Consider the following 23,116-nt stretch of genomic DNA (forward strand, 5'->3'; position numbering starts at 1 on the left):
GCGGGGAGGGCGGCGCTGCGAGTAGGCTTGGCGTGTGGAAACTCAAGAAAAGTCGGGCCAGATTGTGCTGGCGGCAACCCCCATTGGAAACCTGTCCGACGCCTCCCCGCGGCTGATCGAACTCATGAAGAGCGCCGACGTCGTCGCGGCCGAGGACACCCGGCGCTTCCTGCATCTGGCCCAGGGCCTGGGCGTGCGTGTTCCGGGACGCTTGATCAGCTACCACGAACACAACGAGACCCATCGCCTGGCCGAACTGCTTGAGCTGGTTGCCGGCGGCGCGACGATCCTGGTGGTCTCGGATGCGGGAATGCCCGCCGTCTCCGACCCGGGTTTCAAGCTGGTGGAGGCCGCCGTGGCCGCGGGCGTCACCGTCACCGCCGTTCCCGGCCCCTCGGCCGTGCTGACGGCGCTGGCACTTTCGGGCCTGCCCACCGACCGGTTCACCTTCGAGGGTTTCCTGCCGCGCAAGGCCGGGGAGCGTGCCAAGCGCCTGGAGGACCTGGCCACCGAGCAGCGCACCATGGTGTTCTTCGAGGCACCGCACCGCCTGGATGCAATGATCCGCGCGCTGCGCGACGCCTTCGGGGCCGAGCGCCCCGGTGCGATCGCCCGCGAACTGACCAAGATGTATGAGGAAGTCATCCGCGGAAACCTCGGCGAGCTGCTGCTCTGGGCCGAGGGCGAGGTCCGCGGCGAGATCGCCGTGGTCATCGGCGGTGCCCCGGCCGGGGAACCCGCCCGCGCCGTCGACCACGTGGCGCAGGTGCAACAACTCGTCACGGAGGGCCTGCGCCTGAAGGAAGCGGTGGCGGCCGTCGCCGAAAAGGAGCGCGTCTCCAAGCGCGAGTTGTATACCGCGGTCCTCGAAGCCCGCGCCTAGTCCTGGGCTTGGTGCCGGAGCCTGGCCCGGCGCCGGCACCCGGTCCTTTGGGATACCTGCACAACGCGCGGGGTGCGTCATAGTGCAGATAGAAATTTACAGCCACACTCCGCAGCACTAGCGTGGGCAGGGAAATGTTCCACCGCCCGATACCTTTCGTTCAAGGGAGAACGCCCCGATGACCATTACCCCAGAGCGTGAAGCCGCGCTGATCGCCTCCGTTCCCACCGGCCTGCTGATCAACGGCGAATGGCGCGATGCCTCCGACGGCGGCACCTTCGACGTGTTCGATCCGGCCACCGGTGAAAAGCTTGCCACCCTGGCGAGCGCCACCAGCGAAGACGCCATGGCCGCACTCGACGCCGCGGACGCCGTCCAGGCTTCCTGGGCCCTGACCGCACCGCGCGAACGCGCCGAGATCCTGCGCCGCGCCTTCGACATGGTCACCGCGCGCGCCGACGACTTCGCGCTGCTGATGAGCCTGGAAATGGGCAAGCCGGTGGCGGAAGCCCGCGGCGAGGTCACCTACGGCGCCGAATTCCTGCGTTGGTTCTCCGAGGAGACGGTGCGCGACTACGGCCGCTACCTCACCACCCCCGAGGGCAAGAACAAGATGATCGTGCAGACCAAGCCGGTCGGCCCGTGCCTCTTGATCACCCCGTGGAACTTCCCGCTGGCCATGGCCACCCGCAAGGTTGCCCCGGCGATCGCCGCCGGTTGCACCATGGTGCTCAAGCCCGCCAAGCTCACCCCGCTGACCTCCCAGCTCTTCGCCCAGGTCATGATGGAAGCCGGCCTGCCGGCAGGCGTGCTGAACGTCGTTTCCTCGGCCAGCGCCTCGAAGATCTCCGGCCCGCTGATGGCCGACTCCCGCCTGCGCAAGGTTTCCTTCACCGGTTCCACCGCCGTGGGCAAGATGCTTATGAAGGACGCCACCGAAAACGTGCTGCGCACCTCCATGGAACTGGGCGGCAACGCACCGTTCCTCGTCTTCGAGGACGCCGACCTTGACGCAGCGGTCGAAGGCGCCATGGCGGCCAAGATGCGCAACATGGGCGAGGCCTGCACCGCAGCCAACCGCTTCCTGGTCCACGAATCCGTGGCCGAGGAATTCACCGCCAAGTTCGCGGCAGCCATGGGCGCGCTGAAGACCGGCCGCGGCACCGAGCCGACCACCAACGTCGGCCCGCTGATCGACGGCAACGCCCGCGACGACGTGCACGCACTGGTCGTCAAGGCCATCGAGGCAGGCGCAGTGGCAGTCACCGGCGGCGCACCGGTGGACGGCCCGGGCTACTTCTACCAGCCGACGGTGCTGACCAACGTCGCCAACGACGCCGAGATCCTGCGCCAGGAAATCTTCGGCCCGGTTGCCCCGATCACCACCTTCCGCGACGAGGCACACGCCATCGAACTGGCCAACGCCAGCGAGTACGGTTTGGCTTCCTACGTCTTCACCAAGGACCACAACCGCCTGTTCCGCGTGGCCGAGAAGATCGAATTCGGCCTGGTCGGCTTCAACGCCGGCGTCATCTCCAACGCGGCGGCACCCTTCGGCGGCGTGAAGCAGTCCGGCCTGGGCCGTGAAGGCGGAGCCGAGGGCCTGGCCGAGTACACCACCACCCAGTACATCGGCATCGCCGATCCGTACGCCGTCTAAGCAGGAGTGCCAGCGGCCGTAGCGCCGCGGTGACTTGAGCGGTGTTCGGTGTTGCGTCCAATTCCCGGGCGCAACACCGAACACCGCTTTTGCGTTTATGCTGCCAGGCCCGCGGAATCCCGTGCGCGGCGGCCTATCTGGATACCGTGTAGCTGCCGGAATCCAGCGGTCGCGGAGCAAAGATCGAACGCGGCCACAGCCGAACGGCGAACCGGGCGCCGGGGGACAGCCGGGCGGCGAAAGCCTTTTCCACCGAGTCCAGGGCCTCGCGCAGGGCCGGCCCCTGAACGGCGGACCCCTGGGAGGAAGCGTAGCGCTGCCTCTCATAGGTTCGGGCGAGCAACAACAACTGCGTCTTGGCCTCCGGAAGCAACGTGGCCAGCCGCCGGGCGTAGTCCCCGGCGGAATCGTCCTGCCGCATGGGCTTGGAATAGTCCAGCCCCAACGCCACAAGTTCGTCCCAAGCGGCCGCCGCGTCGGTGCCGGAAACGTCGATTCCGCGCAATCGCTTTCTGCGGTGGGCGCTCCTGACAGCCAACGGAATCGCGGCAACCAGAAGAACCACCAACACCGTGAGCAACGGCCACGGAGAAGGGGTTCCCTTCACGGTTTCGCTGCCGACAGCGACTGCCGGTGCGCTGGAAACGGCGCTGGACGAGGTTGCTGCCGGTTTTTTCGAGGTCGGGTTCGTCTGTCGCGGATCGGCTCCCAGGGATGGATTCTGGGCGGTAGCCGCCGGTGCGTAGGCCGGCGGTACGCCGCGTCCCGGGGTGGGCTCGAAGGGAACCCAACCCGCGCCGGGGAAGTACAGTTCCGGCCATGCGTGGGCGTTGCGGGAACTGACGGTGAATTCGTTCAGCGTGGTCCCGTTGCTGCCAGGAACGCTGTTGCCTGTGGCGCTTCCGGGGGCGTACCCGGTGACAATGCGGCTGGGAATGCCCAGCGTGCGGGCCATCATGGCCATGGTCGACGCAAAATGCACACAATAGCCGGCCTTTTCCTCAAGGAAGGCCTCGATCACCTGCATGCCGCTGCCGTCGTAGCCGTCCTCGACAGGGGTCTTCTCCGAGTACGTGAAGGCACCCGAACGCAGGTGCTTCTGGATGGCGGCGGCCTGTTCAAAGGGGGACGCGTCTTCGGATCCGGCAATGGCCTTCGCCGTTGCCGTAAACAGGGATTCCGGCGAGTCGTCCGGCATTCGCGAGTACACCTGGTCGACCGAGCCGAAGAATCCCTCTTGGTTCGCGTCGGTCCAGTCGGTGAGCTCTTCGGCCGTGATCTCCGGCATCTGGCTCAACGTCGTGTAGTCCTGGGCCGCCATCGGCTCGTTCGTGCCCGCAAGAATGGTTCCGGTATCCGGGCTCCAACGCCAATTGCCGGGCAGCCCGCTGACGAGCACAGGATTGCCGGGCATCGGCAGCCACACGCCGCGGTACTTGTCGGTCACGACGCGGGTCACGGAGTCCCTCACGACGCCATACATCGTGGGAATCGTGGGCATTGTCAGCGGCTCCGTGACGGGCACGCGGAGCAGGGCGTCATCCGGCTCCCATTTGCTGCCTTGAAGGTTCCCGATCACCGAGGTGCGCAGGTACAGGGGCTCCGTGTCGTTGGTGTAGTACCGCAGAACCGTTCCGGGGGTGTTGTTGCGCAGGTCGTTCCCCAGGGCGATCATCGGATCGATGTTGGTTGCGACTCCGCCCCAGGAAGGCCTGGTGCCCTCCACCATCATGCCCTTGGTGAACCCGGGGACGGCCAGGGGCAACACCAGCAGGCTCGCCACCGCGCCGGCGATGATCACCGAACCCTGGATCCACGAACTCCCCGGCTTGCGGGCGGCCATTGCATGGCCGTTCCCGCCTTCGCCGACCAGCTCGACGGCCAGGCGCCGGCCTTTGCGTGTGGACGGTCCGGACTCAAGCCACCGGGCTGCGGCCAAGAGCAGCAGGTACCCGATCGCGGTCACGGTGACGGAACCGATGCCGGCACCACGCGGTTCGAACAGCGAGGCAACGAGCAACAACAGCGACAGGGGGATGCCGGCCGTGGCCGCGGCCCGAAGCGTAAAGGCGAGCGTGTCCACGGCCAGGGCAACAACGGCCGCCCACAGCGTCACGGAAAAAACGATGACGCCCGTGGTTTGCACCGGGGGCACCTGGGACCCCATTTGCTCGTTGGCCATGGACCAGACATGCAGCAGCGCCCGATAGGTTGAGGACGTGGGGATGAAACCAAGCCAAGCGGTGTTCGAAAAGAACAGGAAGGTCAGGGTGAAGGCACCTGCAAGCAGTCCGACCCCGGGAACGAGCATCCGGGGGGCTGCCAGATAGCGGGCCAGGTTCGTGGCCAGCACAATCGCCAGCACCACCGCCGTCACCTGGGTCAGCCATCCCCAGTCGCTGATGACCCCGTGGAGTCCGGCCGCCGCACCGAGCGTGGCCAGCACCGTGGCAAACGCCGCAAAAAACAGCGGAGCCGCCGCCCGGAGATCCCGGCGGGCCGGGGGAGGGACGTGGAGGTTGTCCGTGGCTCGCGGTTGGTCGAGGGTGGGGGTGCTCATGACTGCCTGCTTAGGTCGTTCCAGGCCTCGGCCAGCGAGGTCCGGGGGGAGACTGCCACGGCGGACCAGCCTGCCTGCCTGAATCGTGTGATGACTGGCTGGGCCTGCTCCGGCCGGTGCACAACGCACATGACCGCGACCTTGCGGCGCCCACCCACCGAATCGATCCAGGCGTCGGCGGTCGCCGGGGACACATCGCCGAGCAACAGCACGAGCCTGTCGCCGTGCGTCCGCAAACGGGTTTTCAACGCGGTGGTCAGCGCCGACTCGGAGACGTGCCGGGAGGGCGGATCCTCAAGTCCCAGCGCCGCAAGCGCGCCCTGCATGTCCTCGACGGCATGGGAACCGCCGAAGACCTCGGCGCCGTCGTCGGATCCGGAAGCCGAGACCTGGTTGACGGGCCGGGCCTGGTGGTCGATCATTTCGATGCCAAATCCGGAGTGCGACAGATATGCGCCAATGCCCAGTGCCCCCTGCAGCGCCCACTCGAACCTTTGGGTGGAATGCTTGGGCGCCGAGGTGTATTGCGGGATCTCCAGGCCCGTTTCGGAACCGACGCCGTGGGGGAGGAATGCCGCACGCGAACGGTCAAGCACGATGACCGCACGCGGGGTTGCCCGGTAGTCCTCCTGGCGCACCATGACGGAACCGCGCCTGGCTGTGGCCGGCCAGTGGATGCGGCGCACCGAATCCCCGTCCCGGTAGTCCCGGGTCATGACGTCGAAGGAATCGGGGGTCAGCTGGCGGTTGGAGCTCGCCTGGCCGTGGGCCCCGCGCTCTCCGGGCAGCCCGCCTGGCTCCAGGGACTCGATCTGCGGCATCGCCACCAGGGCGCTGGGCTTGTCCAGGGCAGCCGGGCGCGTGGCCAAGCCAAATGGATCGGTGACCTGTGCCTTGATGGGACCGATGGGGTAGATGCCGCGGGAGGCCAGACGGAGGCGGTATTCGTAGTGGCTGCTGGATACCCCGCCCTGGACCACGGCGGTCCGCGACGGGTAGGTGAACTCCGGCCCGTGTCCGAAGTCCTGCGGCAGGGTGTCGCTCAAGGGCAGGATGCCGGGGGAGCGGCCGCGGTGGGTGATGCGGAGCCTGACCCGGAGGCCGGAGTCCGTGACGGCCACGCTCGGATTGAACGTTCGGGTCACCGTGATCGGCGACCGCCCGTAGCGCAGCAGGAAAGCTGCCAGCAGGGGTGTGAGGATCAGGAACAGGGCGATGGTCATCAGCTCGCGGCGACCCAGCAGCCAAGCACCCGCCAGGGCTACGACGCCGGTGGCAAACAAACCCCAGCCGCGTGCCGTGAGGAATCCCAGGTGGACGCGCTCCCGCAGTGTTGCCGGCGGCTCGTCACGAGTCCACCGGCCATTGTGCGGGGACTCGCGGAATTCGGTGGGTCCTGGATCCGGCAGGCTCATGTTCCCTGGCGGCTTCCGAGGGTTATCCGCGGGCACCGGCACGAACCGGGATGGAGTTGAGGATGGCGGCAAGCAACGATTCGGCGTTGGTGCCGGCGGCTTCGGCTCGGCGGTGCAATATCAGGCGGTGCCCCAAGACGTCGGTGGCGATGGTCCGTACGTCTTCGGGCAGGACGTAATCCCTGGCATTCAATGCGGCCTCGGCCTTTGCGGCGCGCAGCAGCTGCAACAGGGAACGCGGGGAGGCTCCCAACCGGATCTCGCCGTGTTCGCGGGTGGCCCGGCCCAGGGCAACGATGTACTCCTTGACCGGCTCCGAAACGAACACCGCCGCCACGGTGTTGATCAGCGTGTGCAAGGTCGCCAGGTCCAGCACGGGGCGGACCTTGTCCAAGGGAGAGGTGGATTGGTGGGACTCGAGCATCGACATTTCCGCCGCGGCGTCGGGGTATCCCATGGAGATCTTGGCCATGAAACGGTCCCGCTGCGCTTCGGGCAGCGGGAACGTGCCCTCCAGCTCGATGGGGTTTTGCGTCGCGATCACCATGAAGGGGTTGCCCAGGGGATGGGTGATGCCGTCGACGGTCACCTGCCCTTCTTCCATGCACTCGAGCAGCGCGGACTGCGTCTTGGCATTGGCGCGGTTGATCTCGTCGCCGATGACAATGTGCGCGAAAACCGGCCCGGGGCGGAACTGGAACTCGTGGGTGTCCTGGTTGAAAATCGAAACACCCGTGACATCCGAGGGCAACAGGTCCGGGGTGAACTGGATGCGGTGGACCGTGCAGTCGACGGTCTTGGCCAGGGTCTTGGCAAGCATGGTTTTCCCAACGCCGGGAACATCCTCCAGAAGCAGGTGACCCTGGGCGAGCAGGACAATCAGGGCAGTGCGTGCCACCTCGGCCTTGCCGTCGATCACCGTGGCGATGCTGGACAAGACCTGTTCACAGACGCGGCCAAATTCATCGGCCGACAAGATCTGGGGCTCGGTGGATAGCGACATGCAATGTCCTCCTGAAGTGCGGCAGTAAGTAAATGTGAAGTCCTTACTTCAACGATACCGGCATTGCTGTGCTGGATGTCACGTTCGGCGGGACCCGATTGGGTGAGCCGCGTACCCTAGATACGTTGTGGGCAAACGCTCCGGGACGAAAAACCGTGGATTGAGGGAGCTGGATTGATGGCCAAGGGCAGTGGCGGCGCTAAGGGCGGGGGCGCCCACGGGGTTCCCGAGGCATACCTGCCCGCGGCGAATCAGGAAGGCGCGGACGGGGAACTTGCCCGCAGCAGCGAAAACGAGCAGGGCAAGAAGCGAAACCTCCACTACCCGCCCGCACCGGAACCCCTGCCATTCGGCGTTCCCGACAATCACACCCACTTGGATTTCCGTGACGGCCTGGTCAACGTCAGCGTTGCGCAGGCGCTGGACGCGGCAAATGCCGTCGGGGTCCCCGGGGTGATCCAGGTCGGTTGCGATGTCGAGTCGTCTGAATTCGCGGTGCGCGCCGCCAGCGAGGACCGCAGGGTCCTGGCCGCCGTGGCAATCCACCCCAATGACGCGGCGGATCTTGCCGCAAGCGGAGGGCTTGATGCCGCGATCGCCAGGATTGAGGCGCTCGCCGGCCATGAGCGAGTCCGTGCCGTCGGGGAAACGGGACTGGACTATTTCCGCACGGGCCCCGAGGGGCGTCCGGCGCAGGAGGCCTCCTTCCGCGAGCACATCCGCATTGCCAGGGAAAATGGAAAGGCACTCCAAATCCACGATCGTGACGCACATCTCGATGTGGTGCGTGTCCTTGAAAGTGAAGAGCTGCCGGAACACGTGGTCTTCCACTGCTTCTCGGGGGACGCTGCGTTGGCAGAAATTTGCAACGCCAATGGTTGGTTCCTCTCGTTCTCCGGAACCGTGACGTTCAAGAACTCCCTTGACCTTCGTGAAGCATTGTCGGTGGCCAGGCCGGAATTGGTGCTGGTGGAAACCGACGCCCCGTACCTCACCCCGCACCCGTACCGGGGGCGGCCAAACGCCAGCTACCTGATCCCGCAAACCGTGCGTTTCATGGCCGACCATGTGGATGTCGAGCTGGAGGAATACTGCCGGACGCTCGCCGAAAACACGCAGCGCGCCTACGGCGCCTTTTAGTGCATTTTTCCCACAACTCAAGCACGCTTCACTTGCAGCCTTATTACGATTCGATTACGGTTGATCAAAAGTAGCCGGGATCGGGGAAGGTTCCCGGGTGCGTTTGTTGCTGCAGAGTGTCGGTCGGAATCCGTTTGGTGCCGGCACTTCTGCGGCATCGGACGGTGCCTCAAAACGCCAAACCTTGCGCAACAACGGTTCCACGCGCGGTTCATGATCGAACCCGTGGTTGAAGCCGCGCAAGGCTGGGATCCCCGTGCCTGGATCAGAACTAAGTTTGGAATCCTGTGCAGAATGCCTTCAAGAATCGTTGGGTGAAAATCGGCGCGCAAGCAGCCGTCCTAACCGCGTTGATCCTCGGTCTTGTCACGTTTGTCGGTGGCAACAAGACCGTCGCCGTGGCAATTGACGGTCAGAGCCAAAGCGTATCCACCCGAGCCGCGACAGTGGCCGATGTCCTGAAGGACTCGCAGATCGAGGTCTCCAGCCTCGATGCGGTTTCGCCGGCCCTTGAGACGGCCGTTGCCGATGGGGCATCCATCGACATCAAGCGAAACAAGACGGTGCAGGTCAGCATCGATGGTGTCGACCGCGTGGTTCACACCACCGGCCTGACCGTTGCCGACGTCCTCGAGCAGCTTGATGTGGAATCCGACGCGGCGATCGCACAGCGTCCGGCACTTGAGCTTGCGGACCTGAGCACCGCGATCGACATTTCCACTCCCAAGGTAGTGACGATCAAGGTCGACGGCGACACCAAGAATCTTGACACCACGGCCGCCACGGTTGCCGATGTATTGGCCGAGGCCAAGGTGAAGCTCGGGAAGGACGACGAGCTCAGCGTCAAGCCTGCTGCCGAGGTCACCGAGAACCAGAAGATCAAGGTCACTCGCGTGGAGAACAAGAAGGTCAAGGAAACCGAGCCGATAGCCCATGGCACCAAGACCGTCAAGGACGCCAAGGCACTTGAAGGCACCAAAAAGACCGTGACCAAGGGCGTCGACGGCGAGCGAACCCTCACCTACGCGGTCACCCTGCGCAACGGCAAGGAAGCCGACAAGGAACTGGTCAGCGAGAAGGTCACCACCAAGCCGGTGGAAGAAGAAATCTCCATCGGAACCAAGGCCAAGCCCAAGCCCAAGGCGGCCACCAAGGCCCCCGGAAGCGTTTCGGCCACCTGGAAGGCCCTGGCCAAGTGCGAATCCGGCGGCAACTGGTCGATCAACTCCGGCAACGGCTACTACGGCGGCCTGCAGTTCTCCGCCAGCAGCTGGGCCGGCGCGGGCGGCACCAAGTACGCCGCGCTTCCGCACCAGGCAACCGCCGCCGAACAGGTGGCAACTGCCGAGAAGCTGCGCAAGAGCGGCGGCTGGGGCCACTGGCCGGCCTGCTCGAGCAAGCTGGGCCTGCGCTAGGAACCAACGCACGGCACGCCTCCTGGCGAACGCCGGCAACAGCACAAACCATATTGACCGATGGGCCCCGCGCTATTGCGGGGCCCATCGGGCTTCCCCGAGCGCATCGCCCCGTGCTTCCCCCGGACCGCCGGTCCGCCCGGGCCGGTGCCTGAACTAAGATTGAAACGTGACTTCCGTAGAATCGACCCCGCCGCCGCTGCTCGGCGCCACCGACATTCGCCGCCTTGCCGGTGAGCTCGACGTACGCCCGACCAAGACGTTGGGGCAAAACTTCGTCATTGACGGAAACACCATCCGCCGCATCGTTTCGACGGCGCGCCTGGATCCAAGCGAAACCGTGCTTGAGGTCGGACCCGGCTTGGGTTCGCTGACCCTTGGCCTGCTCGACGCCGCGGCCCGCGTGGTTGCCGTCGAGATCGACCCGAAGCTGGCCGCGCGCCTGCCGCAGACCGTTGCCGAATTCCGCCCGGAGAAAGCGGACAACCTGACGGTCATCCTCTCCGACGCCATGAAGATCACGGAGCTTCCGCATCCGCCCACGGCGCTTGTGGCCAACCTGCCGTACAACGTTGCGGTGCCGGTGGTGCTGCACCTGCTCGAGCACTTCCCCTCGTTGCAGCATGGCCTGGTCATGGTGCAGGACGAGGTTGCCGACCGCATGGCGGCCGGACCCGGCAACAAGACCTACGGGGTCCCCAGCGTCAAGGGTGCCTGGTACGGCACCATGCGAAAGGCCGGCGTCATCGGCATGAACGTTTTCTGGCCCGCACCGAAGATCAACTCGGGCCTTGTCGGGTTCGAACGCAGCGAGCCGCCGGTCACAACCGCCAGCCGCCAAGAGGTTTTTGCCGTCATCGACGCCGCCTTCGCCCAGCGCCGCAAGACGCTGCGCGCGGCACTGGCCGGGTGGGCCGGATCCCCGGCCCAGGCCGAGGCGGCCTTGGTGGCAGCCGGCATCGACCCGCAGGCCCGCGGCGAGAAGCTCGGCATCCTCGAGTTCACGGCCATCGCCGAGGCCAAGCAAAAGTTGGAATCCGGTACCGAATGAGCCGCACCATCACCGCCCGGGCGCCGGGAAAAATCAACTGCTACTTCAAGGTTGGTCCACCCCGTGAAGACGGCTACCACTCGGTGGCCAGCCTTTATCTGGCGGTGTCGCTCTACGAGGACGTCTCGGCAACCGGCCGCGACGACGAGGAAATCCACGTCTCGCTGCACCCGGATTCAACCGCGGTCTCGGACCCCGATTCGTTCCCGCTGGGACCGGACAACCTAGTGGTCAAGGCCGCGATGATGCTGCGCGAGCACACCGGTCACTACGCCGGGGTGGACCTCTGCATCACCAAGCGCGTGCCTATCGCCGGCGGCATGGGCGGGGGGTCGGCCGACGCCGCAGCGACCCTGGTGGCCTGCAACGCGCTCTGGGGAACCGGGCTGAACCGTGAGGAACTCTCCCTGCTCGGTGGCCGTCTGGGAGCCGACGTGCCCTTCGCCCTGCACGGCGGAGCCGCCGTCGGCCTGGGCGTCGGGGACATGCTGGCCCCGCTGCTCTTGCGCGAACGCACCGACTGGGTGCTGGTTCCCGCCTCCTACGGCCTGTCCACGCCGCGCGTCTACGGCATGCTGGACCGGCTGCGCGCCACCGAGGACGTATCGACCCCCACCGAGGTGGACCCGGACATGATCGGTGCCCTGATGGATGCGGACCTCGATGCCCTTTCGGGCCTGCTCGTCAACGACATGACACGTGCCGCCCTGGCGCTGGCCCCGGAACTCGGCGTGGTGCGTGACCTCGGCGAGGCCGCGGGCGCCCTGCACGCGCTGGTCTCCGGATCCGGCCCCACCTTGGCCCTGCTGGCGCGGGATCCGGCGCACGGGGAAGAAATCATGAACCAGCTCTCGGACGAGGCGGGCGTGGCGACGACCGCCGTGCACGGCCCGGTTCCCGGAGCCAGCATCCTGCCCACCACCGAACCAACCCTCTAGCTAGGAGCACCCCACCCGTGGCACATTTGCTCGGCGCCGAAAACATTTCCATGGCCTTCGGCACCCGTACCGTTCTCGATTCCCTGTCGCTGGGCCTCGAGGACGGCGACCGCATCGGCATGGTCGGTCGCAACGGCGACGGCAAGTCCACGCTCATGCGACTGCTGGCCGGGCGCATCACCCCGGACTCGGGGCGTGTCACCAAGCGCGGCGACGTGCGCGTTGCCTACCTTGACCAGTCCGACGTGCTCGAAGGGCACCTTTCGGTGGGCGAGGCCATCGTCGGCGAGGCCGCGGACCACGAGTGGGCCTCGAACCCGCTGGTGCGCGAGGTCATGGGCGGTCTGGTCGGCGAGGTTGACTGGCACGCGGAGGTTTCATCGCTCTCCGGCGGCCAGAAGCGCCGCGTGGCCCTGGCCAAGCTGCTCATCGGCGAGCACGAGGTGATCATGCTCGACGAGCCGACCAACCACCTCGACGTGGAGGGCGTGGCCTGGCTGGCCAAGCACCTGAAAAACCGCTGGCGCGCCAACGCCAACAGCCTGCTCGTGGTCACCCACGACCGCTGGTTCCTCGACGAAATCTGCACCAGCACCTGGGAAGTCCACGACGGCATCGTTGACCCGTTCGACGGCGGCTACGCGGCCTACGTGCTGGCCCGGGCCGAACGCGACCGCACCGCGTCGGTTGTCGAAAGCAAGCGCCAGCAACTGGTCAAGAAGGAACTGGCATGGCTCCGCCGCGGCGCCCCGGCCCGCACCGCCAAGCCGAAGTTCCGCATCGAGGCCGCAAACACCCTCATCGCTGATGTCCCGGTGGCTCGCGACACCGTCGCCCTGAACAAGATGGCCACCGCCCGCTTGGGCAAGGACGTGCTTGACCTCGAGCACGTCACCCTCGACTTCGGCACCGGCAAGCCACTGTTCAACAACATCACCCTGCGTCTGGCCCCGGGTGAACGTATCGGCATTGTCGGTGTCAACGGCGCCGGAAAATCGACGTTGATGCGATTGCTCAACGGCGAGATCGAGCCCACTGCGGGCAAGATCAAGCGAGGCAAGACCGTGAAGACCGCCATCCTCACCCAGGAGGTCAAGGAACTCGACGAGGTCGCGGACATGCGCCTGATCGAGGTCATCAAGTCCGAACGCATGTCCTTCGAGGTCGGCGGCAAGGAAGTTTCCGCCGGCCAGCTCGCCGAACAACTGGGCTTCGGAACGGACAAGCAGTGGACCCCGGTCAAGGAACTCTCCGGCGGCGAGCGTCGTCGACTGCAGTTGCTTCGCCTGCTCATCGGCGAGCCCAACGTGTTGATGCTCGATGAGCCCACCAACGACCTGGACACGGACACCCTCGCGGCGATCGAGGACATGCTCGACGGCTGGCCGGGCACCCTCGTGGTCGTCAGCCACGACCGCTACCTGCTTGAACGCGTCACCGACCACCAGGTGGCCCTGCTTGGCGACGGCAAGATCCGCGGCTTGCCAGGAGGCGTGGACCAGTACCTGGAACTTCGATCGGGCGTTCAGGGCGGCGGAAGCACGGGGGCCCCGACCGACAAATCCGGATCCGCCGTGCCCGTCGAGGCCGCCGGTCCAAGCGAGGCCGAGAAGCGCGAGGCCCGAAAGGAACTGAACCGGGTCGAACGACAGATGGGCAAGCTGGACTCTCAGATCGACAAGCTTCATGCCCAAATGGCGGCCGCCTCGGAAGCCATGAAGTTCGACGAGGTGAACAAGTTCAACGCCACCTTGCAGAGCGTCGAAGCGGAAAAGGAAGAGCTGGAAATGGCGTGGCTGGAGGCCGCGGAAATTCTCGGCGAGTAAGCGCCGGGCGGCTTCCCCGGCCGCCCGGCCAACCCACCTCCAAACTGCATATCCACAGGTGGTCTATCCAATCTTCTTTTTCAGTGGCAAGATTGCCCCACGGGGAAGGGTAGGTATAAGTGGATTGGTTTGGGGCGGTCGCCGACTCACAGGCACCTTCAGCGGATCGGTTTTTCGCTTCGCAACGCAGTATCGATTTCAACTGGGACGTCTTTGAAAGGGACGGTCTGGTCAATCAAGCCGTCGACGCATTGCTCAACGGACCGGGCACTTTGCTTGAGGGGCCTGCGGGCTCGGGCAAGCGAACCATGGCTGCCGCTGTCATGCGCAGATTGCATGGCAAGGCCCTCATCTTGGATTTGGGGTTTCCGGAGCAGCAACGTGCAACATTGGCCTTCAGCCGGGTCTTGGATCGCGTGGAACACCAGGACGAGGAAACAAAGTTCCAGGAGCTGAGCGGCGCGCACGAAATGCTGGAAAGGGAATCCGGGGGACGACCAGTCGTTGTCTTTGTTCCCGAAGCCTTGCGGCTTGGCTCCCATGCCATTTCATTCCTGTCTGCCTTGGCGCTTGCCAATGCCGTTGCCCTGTTGTGCTTGACGACAACTCTGCCCTCGGCCAACCACCAGGAACGTGATGACCTCATCGGCTCTGTGCGCTTGCAGCGAATACGGCTAATGCCCTTGACCCTGAGCGAAACGCATCGTCGAATGGGAATGGCGTTGGGGGGTGAGGTCAGCCGGGCCACGTCATATCAACTGTGGAGGTCCTCTTCAGGGCAACTGCACCTCATAGCCGCGCTTGTGCAGGATTGGTACGAACAGTGCTATCTGGTCCGCTCGGGAAACGTTTGGGTTGTCAACGGCGCCAAGGGTCCGATTGGGCCGCGGAGCCGAGCAATCCATACGACAACGGCACAGCGGGCCAAGGGCAAGGAGCTTGAGACGCTCCAGCTGTTGGCGTTATCCGAGGAAATTCCATTGAGCGCCTTGATGAGTGTCGGTGATGCCGATGTCGTCGATTCCGTGCATGCCCAAGGGCTGCTGGAAATTCGTGGAAGATACTCGCGAAAAGTGAGCCTACAGGGAACACTCAGTCATCAAGTTGTTGCAGATGCCACAGCGCCGGGGAAGGCCCGTGAGCTACTCGAGATTTTTCTGGGTGTTCCGGGCAACGAAGCATTGCTGAAGCCTTCGGTAAGGCTCAAATGGCAACAAATAGCCGGCCTGCCAACCAGCCCTGGGCTGGTTCACGACGCTGCACTGGAGGCACTTTCCGAAGGGCATGCCGATCTCTGTCTGGAAATCCTCAATGAGGGGCACGATGCGTCCCCGGAAACCGACCTGGTTCGGTTGGAAGCCCTCATAGGCGGGGGATACCTAGAACATGCCGGTGAGATCCTGGAGCGCTTGCGCGCACTGTTCGGTTCGGGAATACCGGCGCCGGATTTCAACCCGATGCCGGAAAACCTGGCGCACATGATTCGTCTGGAAATCGCGGCGACGCAAATCGCAGCCATACGGTCGCATTCTCACGGAGGTCGTCTGCGCGAGATCTTTGCCGCGACACGAGACGCCATCGCCGCGTGGATCAATGCTGGGCGTACAGACTCACAACGACTGCAGGAGCTAGCCGGAAAACTCGACCTCATAGAATCCGAGGTTCTCTATCGTGTTGGTGAACGGCTCTGGATCAGCAATCCACCGTATACGCATCCGAATTTGAGGGCCGATGACCTGCTACGTTGGCAGTTCTTCCACAACTTGCATTCCGTGCGCGCCGGGCACGTCAGGTCCGCCCTTAGAAGGGGGGAAGAATTGGTTCTCCTGCTTCAGCAAGATCTATTGCCAGTTTCGACGAACCAGAGGATTCGCCAGCACCTGGCCGATTTGTACCTGATTTCAGGAGAATGGAGCAAGGCCCTCACCTCGATTGAGGCTGCCTGGACCGGGGGAGAAGAATCTCCCAGGATCGTCGAAATCAAGGGTTTGTACGCCTCGCTCGTATACGTTTTCATGGGTCATACAGAAGATGCATTGCAGCAGCTTCAGGTGGAAATCGAACAACTGCGAACCTTGGATCCAGACGGCCAGTTGCCGCTGGCCATAGCTGCCGCTGCTTTGGCGGCATCGAGTGTCGATGAGGTTCAAGCCGCGGGACACCTTGCGGAATTGGACCTTATGCCGACCCCGGCCCAGTGGGAGACCGCCCAAGCCGTGGCAGTCCTCACCGCGATAGTCCATTTCCATCTGGGTGCTCGTGAAAAAGCCCTTCGGATGCTGCACGATCAGGCGGAAGAGAATCTCGCGAGGGGGGCGTTTACCTTGGAGTTGACCAACCGCATGATGTTGCTGCGCTTTGGACATCGTGAGGGGCTCGAGAAGCTGCTTTCCTGCTCGGCAAGAATTGATGGCTCGCTGGCGGCCACAGTGGAATCGCTGGTTAGGCATTTCGGCGAAACGGAAAGCTCCGAGCGCGCACAGGCAGTGACGGAGGCATGGGCGATGGGCCACAAGTCCTTCGCAACGGCCGTCGAATCCCAAGAAGCGGCGAATCCACGCCAAATCGCCGACCTGCGGACGGCGGGACCACTTTATGTCCTGCCTGAGTCGGATACCGGCGAAATCGGAGCCGCAAACGGATCTGCGTCTGTACGTGTTTCGTCACTGACAAACCGGCAAAGAATGATTGTTGCCGAAGTTGCCACCGGTGCCAGCAACAAGGAAATCTCAGAACGGTTGCAAGTCAAGGTACGGACCGTTGAAGGGCACCTGTATCAGATCTATCAGCGCCTTGACGTCGGTTCGCGCCTCGACCTGGGGAAACTGTATCTAGACGCAATGGCTGATTCCGCCGGTCGCACTGACAACCGATCCGAACATACTTAAGTACCGCAAAAGGACAAACGAGTGAATCAAGTATTTCCACTACTGATGATTAGGCTACGGAACCGCCGTAGGATGAGGACGAAGTGGCAAAAGACCTCCTTGGGGGCGGTCTTTCGCTGATCTATCCGGCTTTGGGGAACGGGTGACGATGACTGAAGACTATGCTTGGCGTCCTAATTTTGGGGGTAAAGCCAATGCGAATGGGGAAAAGTACGTTGAAAAATCCTTGGGGGGAAATCCACGTGAAATATACCTTGATGAACTGAAAACCCTGCTCCGAGAGGACTCTGCAACGGCGCTGGTCATGCTCGGTGGCCATGGCGACGATCGGGTTGCGCTCCTGGCTCTCGCACAGGGACAGGTGGCCGAGGACAACGAGCTCATCTACGTCGTCGGAACGGCTTATGCCCAAAGGCTGAACTACGGGGCACTTGCATTCCTGCTGACCGATATCGGACCAAATGATTCAATTGGGCCCGCCGACGTCATTCGTTCCATTTCGAAGATGGCACGTCCTGCCGGCTGCCGGCCCGTGGTCGTGGTGCAGTTTCCGCAGCTACTGGATGCGCAATCACGCGCCGTACTGTCGCAAATGGCCTACAGCCGCAGCATTCTGCTGGTCATCTTGGCCGCCCATGCAGAATTCCTGCCCGCCGAGTTCGTTCCACTCTGCGGCGGCCCGGGGTACCACGAAGTAAACGTTGATCCGTTTACCGTTGGTGAGGCGCACCAAGCGCTCATCGATGAATTTGGAGTTGTGCCCACACCGGTGGCCACCGCAGAAATGTGGCGCCGCAGCCAAGGCTGCCCCGGGTGGTTGGAAGCTCTTGCACACGACGCCGTTGCCAGCGGAAAACTTGCGGTTCGTGATGGACATCTGATCCTGGAACATGGGCCGTGGCCGCACGGAGCCAGGGTCGAGTCCATGGCACTCTCCCAATTATCCATCTTGAGTGACGCCGAGCGCCGGCTGGTTCAACGTCTTGCCGCTGCAGGATCGATGACTATATCGCCGCTGAAGGAAAGCGAGCTTGCCGACGTCGACCACCTGATTGGGTGGGGCTTCGTGGAGCGCATCGGCAATAATCGGGAGGCCATCAGGCTCAGTTCAAGACTTCTCGAAGACGTGCTCAGGAGCGAAATGCATGTAGAACCGTCGAACCAAAACTCGAGTACCGGATCCGATGAAGGAAACTTCTTCGATTTCATCTCCGGTCACCCCAATGGGTATCGGGAATTGGCTGGCAGTGAGAACACCCGGGCGTTCGACTTGTGCCGGTTGCTCGATGGTTTGCGGAGCAGTCTACTGGACGGAGAGCTGGAGGACGCCGAGCAGGCCATCCATCGGATACTCCCCGAGTATCTTGAAGAACTTCCAGCGGAACTTTTCGAGGTCATCGCCGTGGCGCAGGCTATCTTGCATGTCATCGCCGACCGATTTCACCAGGCAGAGCCAGTTCTCGACTCGATGTATGCCCAGTTGGAAGACTCCGAGGCAACATACGATTTGTGGCTCATACGATCCATGCGGAACTTTATTCAAGATATCGGCGATCCGTCGCGGCATACCTCGTTGCCTTTCACCGAACACTGGGATTCGGCTCGATGGTGGTTTACCGAATTGCTGGCCTCGCCGGAGACTACTGCGGGGCGTGACCTGCAAATCACCGATGAGCTCCACGAGAATGTCAGCCAGCGAGAACTTCTCGAGTTGATTGTCGGGCTGCGGCATGGATATCAATTCCACAATCGGCTTTCGGATCATAAGGTCGATTGTGCATCATCTAGGTCAGGAACCGCGTTGACACTCATGGCTTCCGTTTCAGAACGCGACCTTGAATCCAAGCTGCTGGCAGGGCTGGAAGCAATGATTGACGCTGGGCTGGTGGTTTTTGCCCTTCCACGTGCCAATGGCGCGCTGGAAAAGCTCTCGCCATCCGGCCAATCGTTGGTTGCAAGTTGGGTCAATCGTCGACGCAAGAGCAACACCTCGCATTCGAAGGCCGCGCGCGAAGAATTCCTGGAAGGCGAAAGCCCGCTTCTCGAAGTACTGACCAGACGCGAGAAATTTGTTGCCACGGCAGCTGCGCAAGGACTGAACAACCAACAAATCGCCAAGGATGCCGGCGTTTCGATTCGTACGGTGGAGGGGCATCTCTACCAGATCTACTCCAAATTGGCGATTGGTGGACGAAGGGAATTGAGCACAATGGTTGCTTCGCTGGAAATCGGCAGTGGCGTCAAAGTATGAGAACCCTTGGCCACGTAGTAGCCGACCGAGCCGCTCACGATGCACGTTCCGAGCTCATCAAATTGATGCGTGAACAAACATCGAACGGGGCGGTGATATCCGGACCGATCGGCAGCGCGAAGACTGCGTTGCTGGCCGACGTGCTCGGTGGGGAATTCGAGGGAGCGGTGCATCTGCTCTGTTCGCCGATTTTGGGCGAAAACGTGTTCGGAGCCCTTTCGCCATTGCTAATCGACTTTGAGGCACAGCTGTCCGAAATTAGTGTTCTACGTTATCTCACGCATCGTTTCGCGCCCACGAGCGGCGGATCCAAGCCACTTGTCGTGGTCGAAGAAGCACATTTCTTGGACGTAGCAAGCGCCTTTGTCCTGTCGCAACTGGCGTTGGCCGGAAGCATAAGGTTGGTCCTGCTGGCCGTCGGGCAGGGGCATACCGAACCCGTGGTTGCCAGCACGGAACTCGGTGCGCGCCTGGGGCGAATATCGCTCGCTGCATTGTCATTGCACGAGGTGGCGGACTTTGCGCGGCAGCTCCTTGGTGGACCTCCCACAAGCGCAACCACACATTCGATCGCTGCGGCCTGTGCCGGCAACCCCTTGCTTGTTAGCGCCTTCCTGCGCTCTGCATGCGAGCAAGAAATCCTCATTGAATCAAAGGGCTGGTACATCCTTACTCAATCGCACGTGGACAATGACTTGCATTTGTCCACTGCGGTATCGGAAATCCAAAAACGTTTGAATGTTGCAGATGCAAAGGCACTTGAGGTCCTGGCGCTGGGAGGGGCCGAAGAAGTTTCAGTCCTGGAAGAAGTCTCTGGTGCGGACATTGGACGGCTGCTGGGCACAGGACTAGTGAAATACGTGGCCGAATCCAGGGTAGAAATCGCGGCGCCGTTGTACGCGCAGATTCTTCGTGACCTCGTACCTCCTGGGCGAAGCGCACAGTTGTGGGGACACGTATCGAAGCTGACACCGGCCTACGGAAGTCTGCCCCATTCCTTGCTATGGGCCTGTGAAAGCGGAGACAGCGTCTCAACCGAACGTTTCATTGATGCCATTTCCAAGGCAAATGACGGCCTGGACTTTCTCAATGCCTGGAGGCTGTGCCAGCTCACCGGGGCGCTTGAAACCAATTCGGACATCGCCATGCACGGTGCCAAGGCAATGTTGGGGCTGAAGCGCTTTCAATCAGTCGCTGGAATCGTGGATCGGGCCCTGCACCAGTGCGACGATCTCAGGCTCCTGCGAGAATTCAAATCGCTGAGGGCAACCGCCCTATGGCATGGCGGAGACACCGATGATGAGATTGGGGCGTTGCTACAAGACTGGAAGGTCCGCACCGAGCTCATTCAATCCAAGGATGCATCGGCCGACATCGCTGAAGTCGCGCTCAACAGGCGGGCGATCGAGGTATTGGAACTTTGGGTCGATCTGGCAGCCCGGCAAGACCCGCGGGCCATTTTGGCCAAGGCTCAACGGTTTGCGGCGAGTAGCGAATACGGAAGCCTTGAGTATCTCATTTGTCGAGATATCAGCAGCGGAATAATGATGACCCTCGGGCGTTTCGTGGAAGCCGCCGATACGGCGCTGGAATCGCTCAAGTCCATACCGTCAGGTTCCGTAAATGAGTACATTGCCGGATATCAGGTCATTTCCACCGCATTGCGCGCACTTTTCGCCGTAGGAGACTATGCGAAGATACGGGCTTTGGCTGTTTCACATGAACCGGAGTCACCTGAACTACATCTGATTTGGAGTGGCACCCTGCACTTTTGGGCCGCGTTTTCCGCGGTCCAGGAAGGCCGCTGGAAACTCGCCGGCAAACTCTTGGAAGAGGCCCGGGCGGAGCTCGCGGTACACGACCCTGATCGGTTCTTCGTACTGGCAGAGGCCCTGCACGACTACGAATTATCCGAGTCCAGCCGTGACCCTGCATGCGATGATCGAGGTTTCCGCGACAACCCGACGAATCGCGGGTACATGGGGTTGGAGAACTCCGACGCGACGTTGCTTGCTGCAGCGTATCGGAGCCTTTCGCGAGGCCTGGAGAATACCGGCTATCTGCAGAACCTCATCGAAAAAGCCCACGTCGAAAATCGTTTCCATACGGAACAGCAGCTACTGATCCTGCTTTGGAAATCGGCGTCCGGGCCATCGAAAAACAACGAGGGAACGGCCAGGCTCCAGGAACTTTGCGCTCCCGGTGTTGGTCGCCGAAACGGCGCCTTGGCCGCTGCGGTCTCGACGACGGCCTCTACGGACACAACGACATTGGTGAATGCCGCAGAAGAGCTCTTCTCCAGCGGTGAAACCGGACTGGGCACCGAGCTCCTTGCCGTTTCCCTGCAGAACCTCGAAGGGACGAAGAGCGAACGCCTGCGCGGTGTCGTGCTGCGCAAGCTGGATTCCTGGATCAAGGAGCTGGGCGGAAAAGCCTGGGGCAACCTGGCCGAGGTCCTGAATGAAAGGGTTTTGACGAACCGGGAGAAAGAGATAATTTCCCTGGTTGGCCAAGGCCTAAGCAACAAGGAAATCGCACGGGAGCTGGTGGTTTCTCAACGAACTGTTGAAGGCCACCTATACAGGGTCTTCGCCAAGCTTGGGATCAGCGGACGTGAGGAACTCGACGGCCAGCTGTAGGCGGGGGCTTCAACCATGCAGCTTTTTCTTCGAATGGCGTGGCTCCGATTTCACGTAGTGGATTGCAAAGAATTAGGTAGCTGCTACGCGTGAGCAAGGGTGGATTTGCACTGCCTAAGCGTTTCCATACGGAACAGCAGCTACTGATCCTGTGTTGGAAATCGGCGTCCGGGCCATCGAAAAACAACGAGGGAACGGCCAGGCTCCAGGAACTTTGCGCTCCCGGTGTTGGTCGCCGAAACGGCGCCTTGGCCGCTGCGGTCTCGACGACGGCCTCTACGGACATAACGACATTGGTGAATGCCGCAGAAGAGCTCTTCTCCAGCGGTGAAACCGGACTGGGCACCGAGCTCCTTGCCGTTTCCCTGCAGAACCTCGAAGGGACGAAGAGCGAACGCCTGCGCGGTGTCGTGCTGCGCAAGCTGGATTCCTGGATCAAGGAGCTGGGCGGAAAAGCCTGGGGCAACCTGGCGAAGGCCCCCTAATACGGGTCTTCGCCAAACGTGGGATCACCGGACGTGAGGACCTCGACGGTCGGCTGTAGGCGGGAGCTTCAATCATGAACCTTTTTCTTCGAGTGGCGTGGCTCCGATTTCACGTAGTGGATTGCGAAGAATTAGGTAGCTGCTACGCGTGAGCAGGGGCCTTGCATTGTCTAGTGTTTGAGATACCCCAGAAGGTCCCGTTTGGTCGATGGCGTGAATCCGGTTCACATGATTCATGATTCCCAGACCGGGATCATCTGGTGGCAAGCGGATCCAATAGATGGGTCCACTTGTAAACAAAGGACTGGAGCCGGCGGTTGGCGATCCTCTCCAACGAGTGATCGACCCCCCCAGCAGCCGTCGGCTCCTTCCGGGTTCTCGCAAACGGCACAGTCCTACGACTCGCCGCCGATCCGGGCACCCCTGGTGTACGCGTTCCAGCGGTCGCGAGGTTTCCCGCGAAAAAACCATCGGATTACTTTCACAAAGCCGGGGCAATGCAAACTGCCCTGACGCCAACGGCATCTCCCTGGCCAACGGTCACGCCGACCATTTCCCAGTCATCGCCTGACTTCCGTGTGCCATCGGGGTTGATCGCACGCGGAAAGAGGTCGTTGGTCAGCACCACTGCGGGCCAATGAATACGCCGTCGCCCAGTACTGCAGGTTCGTAGACCAGCGCATAGTTTTGTATTTTGCATCGATTGCCGAGTCGAACGCCGGGCCCGATATAGGCACCCCAGCCCACATTGCGCTGCTCGCCGAGAACGGCGTCTTCGCGTACCTGCGCCAAATGCCAGATATTGGTTTCAGCTCCCAAAAAGGCACTGAAGGCGACATCTGCAGATTCCTCAACATGCGTCATTACTGATTCCCCAAATCATCAGTCAGCGAGATTCCTATTCTCCCTAACCTTGGAGGAAGAAGCCGCCTCTGCACAAGGGCCCAGCCCAGGGAATCCTT

At 62.6% G+C, this 23,116-nt stretch carries 14 protein-coding genes and 1 pseudogene; 11 read left to right on the top strand and 4 right to left on the bottom strand.

All coding sequences use genetic code 11. From position 1 onward, the window contains the following. Positions 1 to 34: 34 nt before the first annotated feature. Together rsmI and JOF47_RS02175 are read left to right on the top strand one after the other, a co-directional pair. A complete protein-coding gene (gene rsmI / locus JOF47_RS02170; RefSeq protein WP_209995674.1) occupies positions 35 to 883 on the top strand; it encodes a 16S rRNA (cytidine(1402)-2'-O)-methyltransferase in 849 nt (282 codons plus the stop codon). Positions 884 to 1,061: 178 nt separating this feature from the next. Beyond that, positions 1,062 to 2,543: an NAD-dependent succinate-semialdehyde dehydrogenase gene (locus JOF47_RS02175; RefSeq protein WP_209995675.1), complete on the top strand. Its 1,482-nt coding sequence runs from the start codon at positions 1,062 to 1,064 to the stop codon at positions 2,541 to 2,543. Positions 2,544 to 2,676: 133 nt separating this feature from the next. Here JOF47_RS02175 and JOF47_RS02180 read toward each other — a convergent pair whose 3' ends face one another. From JOF47_RS02180 to JOF47_RS02190, 3 genes are read right to left on the bottom strand one after another with little or no spacing between them, the layout of a single operon-like run. Beyond that, positions 2,677 to 5,103, bottom strand: a complete 2,427-nt coding sequence (locus JOF47_RS02180) for a transglutaminase TgpA family protein (RefSeq protein ID WP_209995676.1) — start codon at positions 5,101 to 5,103, stop codon at positions 2,677 to 2,679. Next, the gene (locus tag JOF47_RS02185; RefSeq protein ID WP_209995677.1) at positions 5,100 to 6,518 is read right to left on the bottom strand and encodes a DUF58 domain-containing protein; all 1,419 of its coding nucleotides are present in this window, start codon (positions 6,516 to 6,518) and stop codon (positions 5,100 to 5,102) included. Before JOF47_RS02185 ends, JOF47_RS02180 begins: the two co-directional genes overlap by 4 nt. Before the next feature lie 22 nt (positions 6,519 to 6,540). Next, complete coding sequence (locus tag JOF47_RS02190; protein WP_209995678.1) at positions 6,541 to 7,521, bottom strand: AAA family ATPase; 981 nt, start codon at positions 7,519 to 7,521, stop codon at positions 6,541 to 6,543. A 177-nt stretch (positions 7,522 to 7,698) separates the two neighbouring features. Between JOF47_RS02190 and JOF47_RS02195 the strand changes: the two genes are divergently transcribed. The 9 genes from JOF47_RS02195 to JOF47_RS02235 all read left to right on the top strand — a co-directional run bounded on the left by JOF47_RS02195 (position 7,699) and on the right by JOF47_RS02235 (position 22,154). Next, complete coding sequence (locus JOF47_RS02195) at positions 7,699 to 8,661, top strand: TatD family hydrolase (protein ID WP_209995679.1); 963 nt, start codon at positions 7,699 to 7,701, stop codon at positions 8,659 to 8,661. A gap of 314 nt (positions 8,662 to 8,975) precedes the next feature. Further along, positions 8,976 to 10,076, top strand: coding sequence for a resuscitation-promoting factor (locus JOF47_RS21720; RefSeq protein WP_342592684.1), 1,101 nt, complete (start codon positions 8,976 to 8,978; stop codon positions 10,074 to 10,076). 169 nt (positions 10,077 to 10,245) lie between these two features. Then, on the top strand, positions 10,246 to 11,127 hold the full coding sequence (gene rsmA / locus JOF47_RS02205; protein ID WP_209995681.1) for a 16S rRNA (adenine(1518)-N(6)/adenine(1519)-N(6))-dimethyltransferase RsmA: 882 nt from the start codon (positions 10,246 to 10,248) through the stop codon (positions 11,125 to 11,127). Next, positions 11,124 to 12,065 (top strand): 4-(cytidine 5'-diphospho)-2-C-methyl-D-erythritol kinase, encoded by a 942-nt coding sequence (locus tag JOF47_RS02210; protein ID WP_209995683.1) that lies wholly within the window; start codon positions 11,124 to 11,126, stop codon positions 12,063 to 12,065. Before rsmA ends, JOF47_RS02210 begins: the two co-directional genes overlap by 4 nt. Positions 12,066 to 12,082: 17 nt before the next feature. Then, on the top strand, positions 12,083 to 13,891 hold the full coding sequence (locus tag JOF47_RS02215) for an ABC-F family ATP-binding cassette domain-containing protein (RefSeq protein ID WP_209995684.1): 1,809 nt from the start codon (positions 12,083 to 12,085) through the stop codon (positions 13,889 to 13,891). Positions 13,892 to 14,010: 119 nt separating this feature from the next. After that, positions 14,011 to 16,779 carry a LuxR C-terminal-related transcriptional regulator gene (locus tag JOF47_RS22260; protein ID WP_209995686.1) on the top strand — a complete coding sequence of 923 codons (2,769 nt, stop codon included), beginning with the start codon at positions 14,011 to 14,013 and terminating at the stop codon, positions 16,777 to 16,779. Between the two features lie 148 nt (positions 16,780 to 16,927). Beyond that, positions 16,928 to 19,030 (top strand): helix-turn-helix transcriptional regulator, encoded by a 2,103-nt coding sequence (locus JOF47_RS02225; RefSeq protein WP_209995688.1) that lies wholly within the window; start codon positions 16,928 to 16,930, stop codon positions 19,028 to 19,030. Positions 19,031 to 19,095: 65 nt separating this feature from the next. Continuing rightward, on the top strand, positions 19,096 to 21,669 hold the full coding sequence (locus tag JOF47_RS02230; RefSeq protein WP_209995689.1) for a response regulator transcription factor: 2,574 nt from the start codon (positions 19,096 to 19,098) through the stop codon (positions 21,667 to 21,669). A 296-nt stretch (positions 21,670 to 21,965) separates the two neighbouring features. Further along, positions 21,966 to 22,154, top strand: a complete 189-nt coding sequence (locus JOF47_RS02235) for a hypothetical protein (protein WP_209995690.1) — start codon at positions 21,966 to 21,968, stop codon at positions 22,152 to 22,154. 490 nt (positions 22,155 to 22,644) lie between these two features. Here the strand turns inward: JOF47_RS02235 and JOF47_RS02240 are convergent. Then, a pseudogene (locus JOF47_RS02240) lies at positions 22,645 to 23,018 on the bottom strand (LbetaH domain-containing protein); the annotation flags it as partial. Positions 23,019 to 23,116 lie beyond the last annotated feature (98 nt).

It is taken from the genome of Paeniglutamicibacter kerguelensis (assembly GCF_017876535.1).
Lineage (GTDB): Bacteria > Actinomycetota > Actinomycetes > Actinomycetales > Micrococcaceae > Paeniglutamicibacter > Paeniglutamicibacter kerguelensis.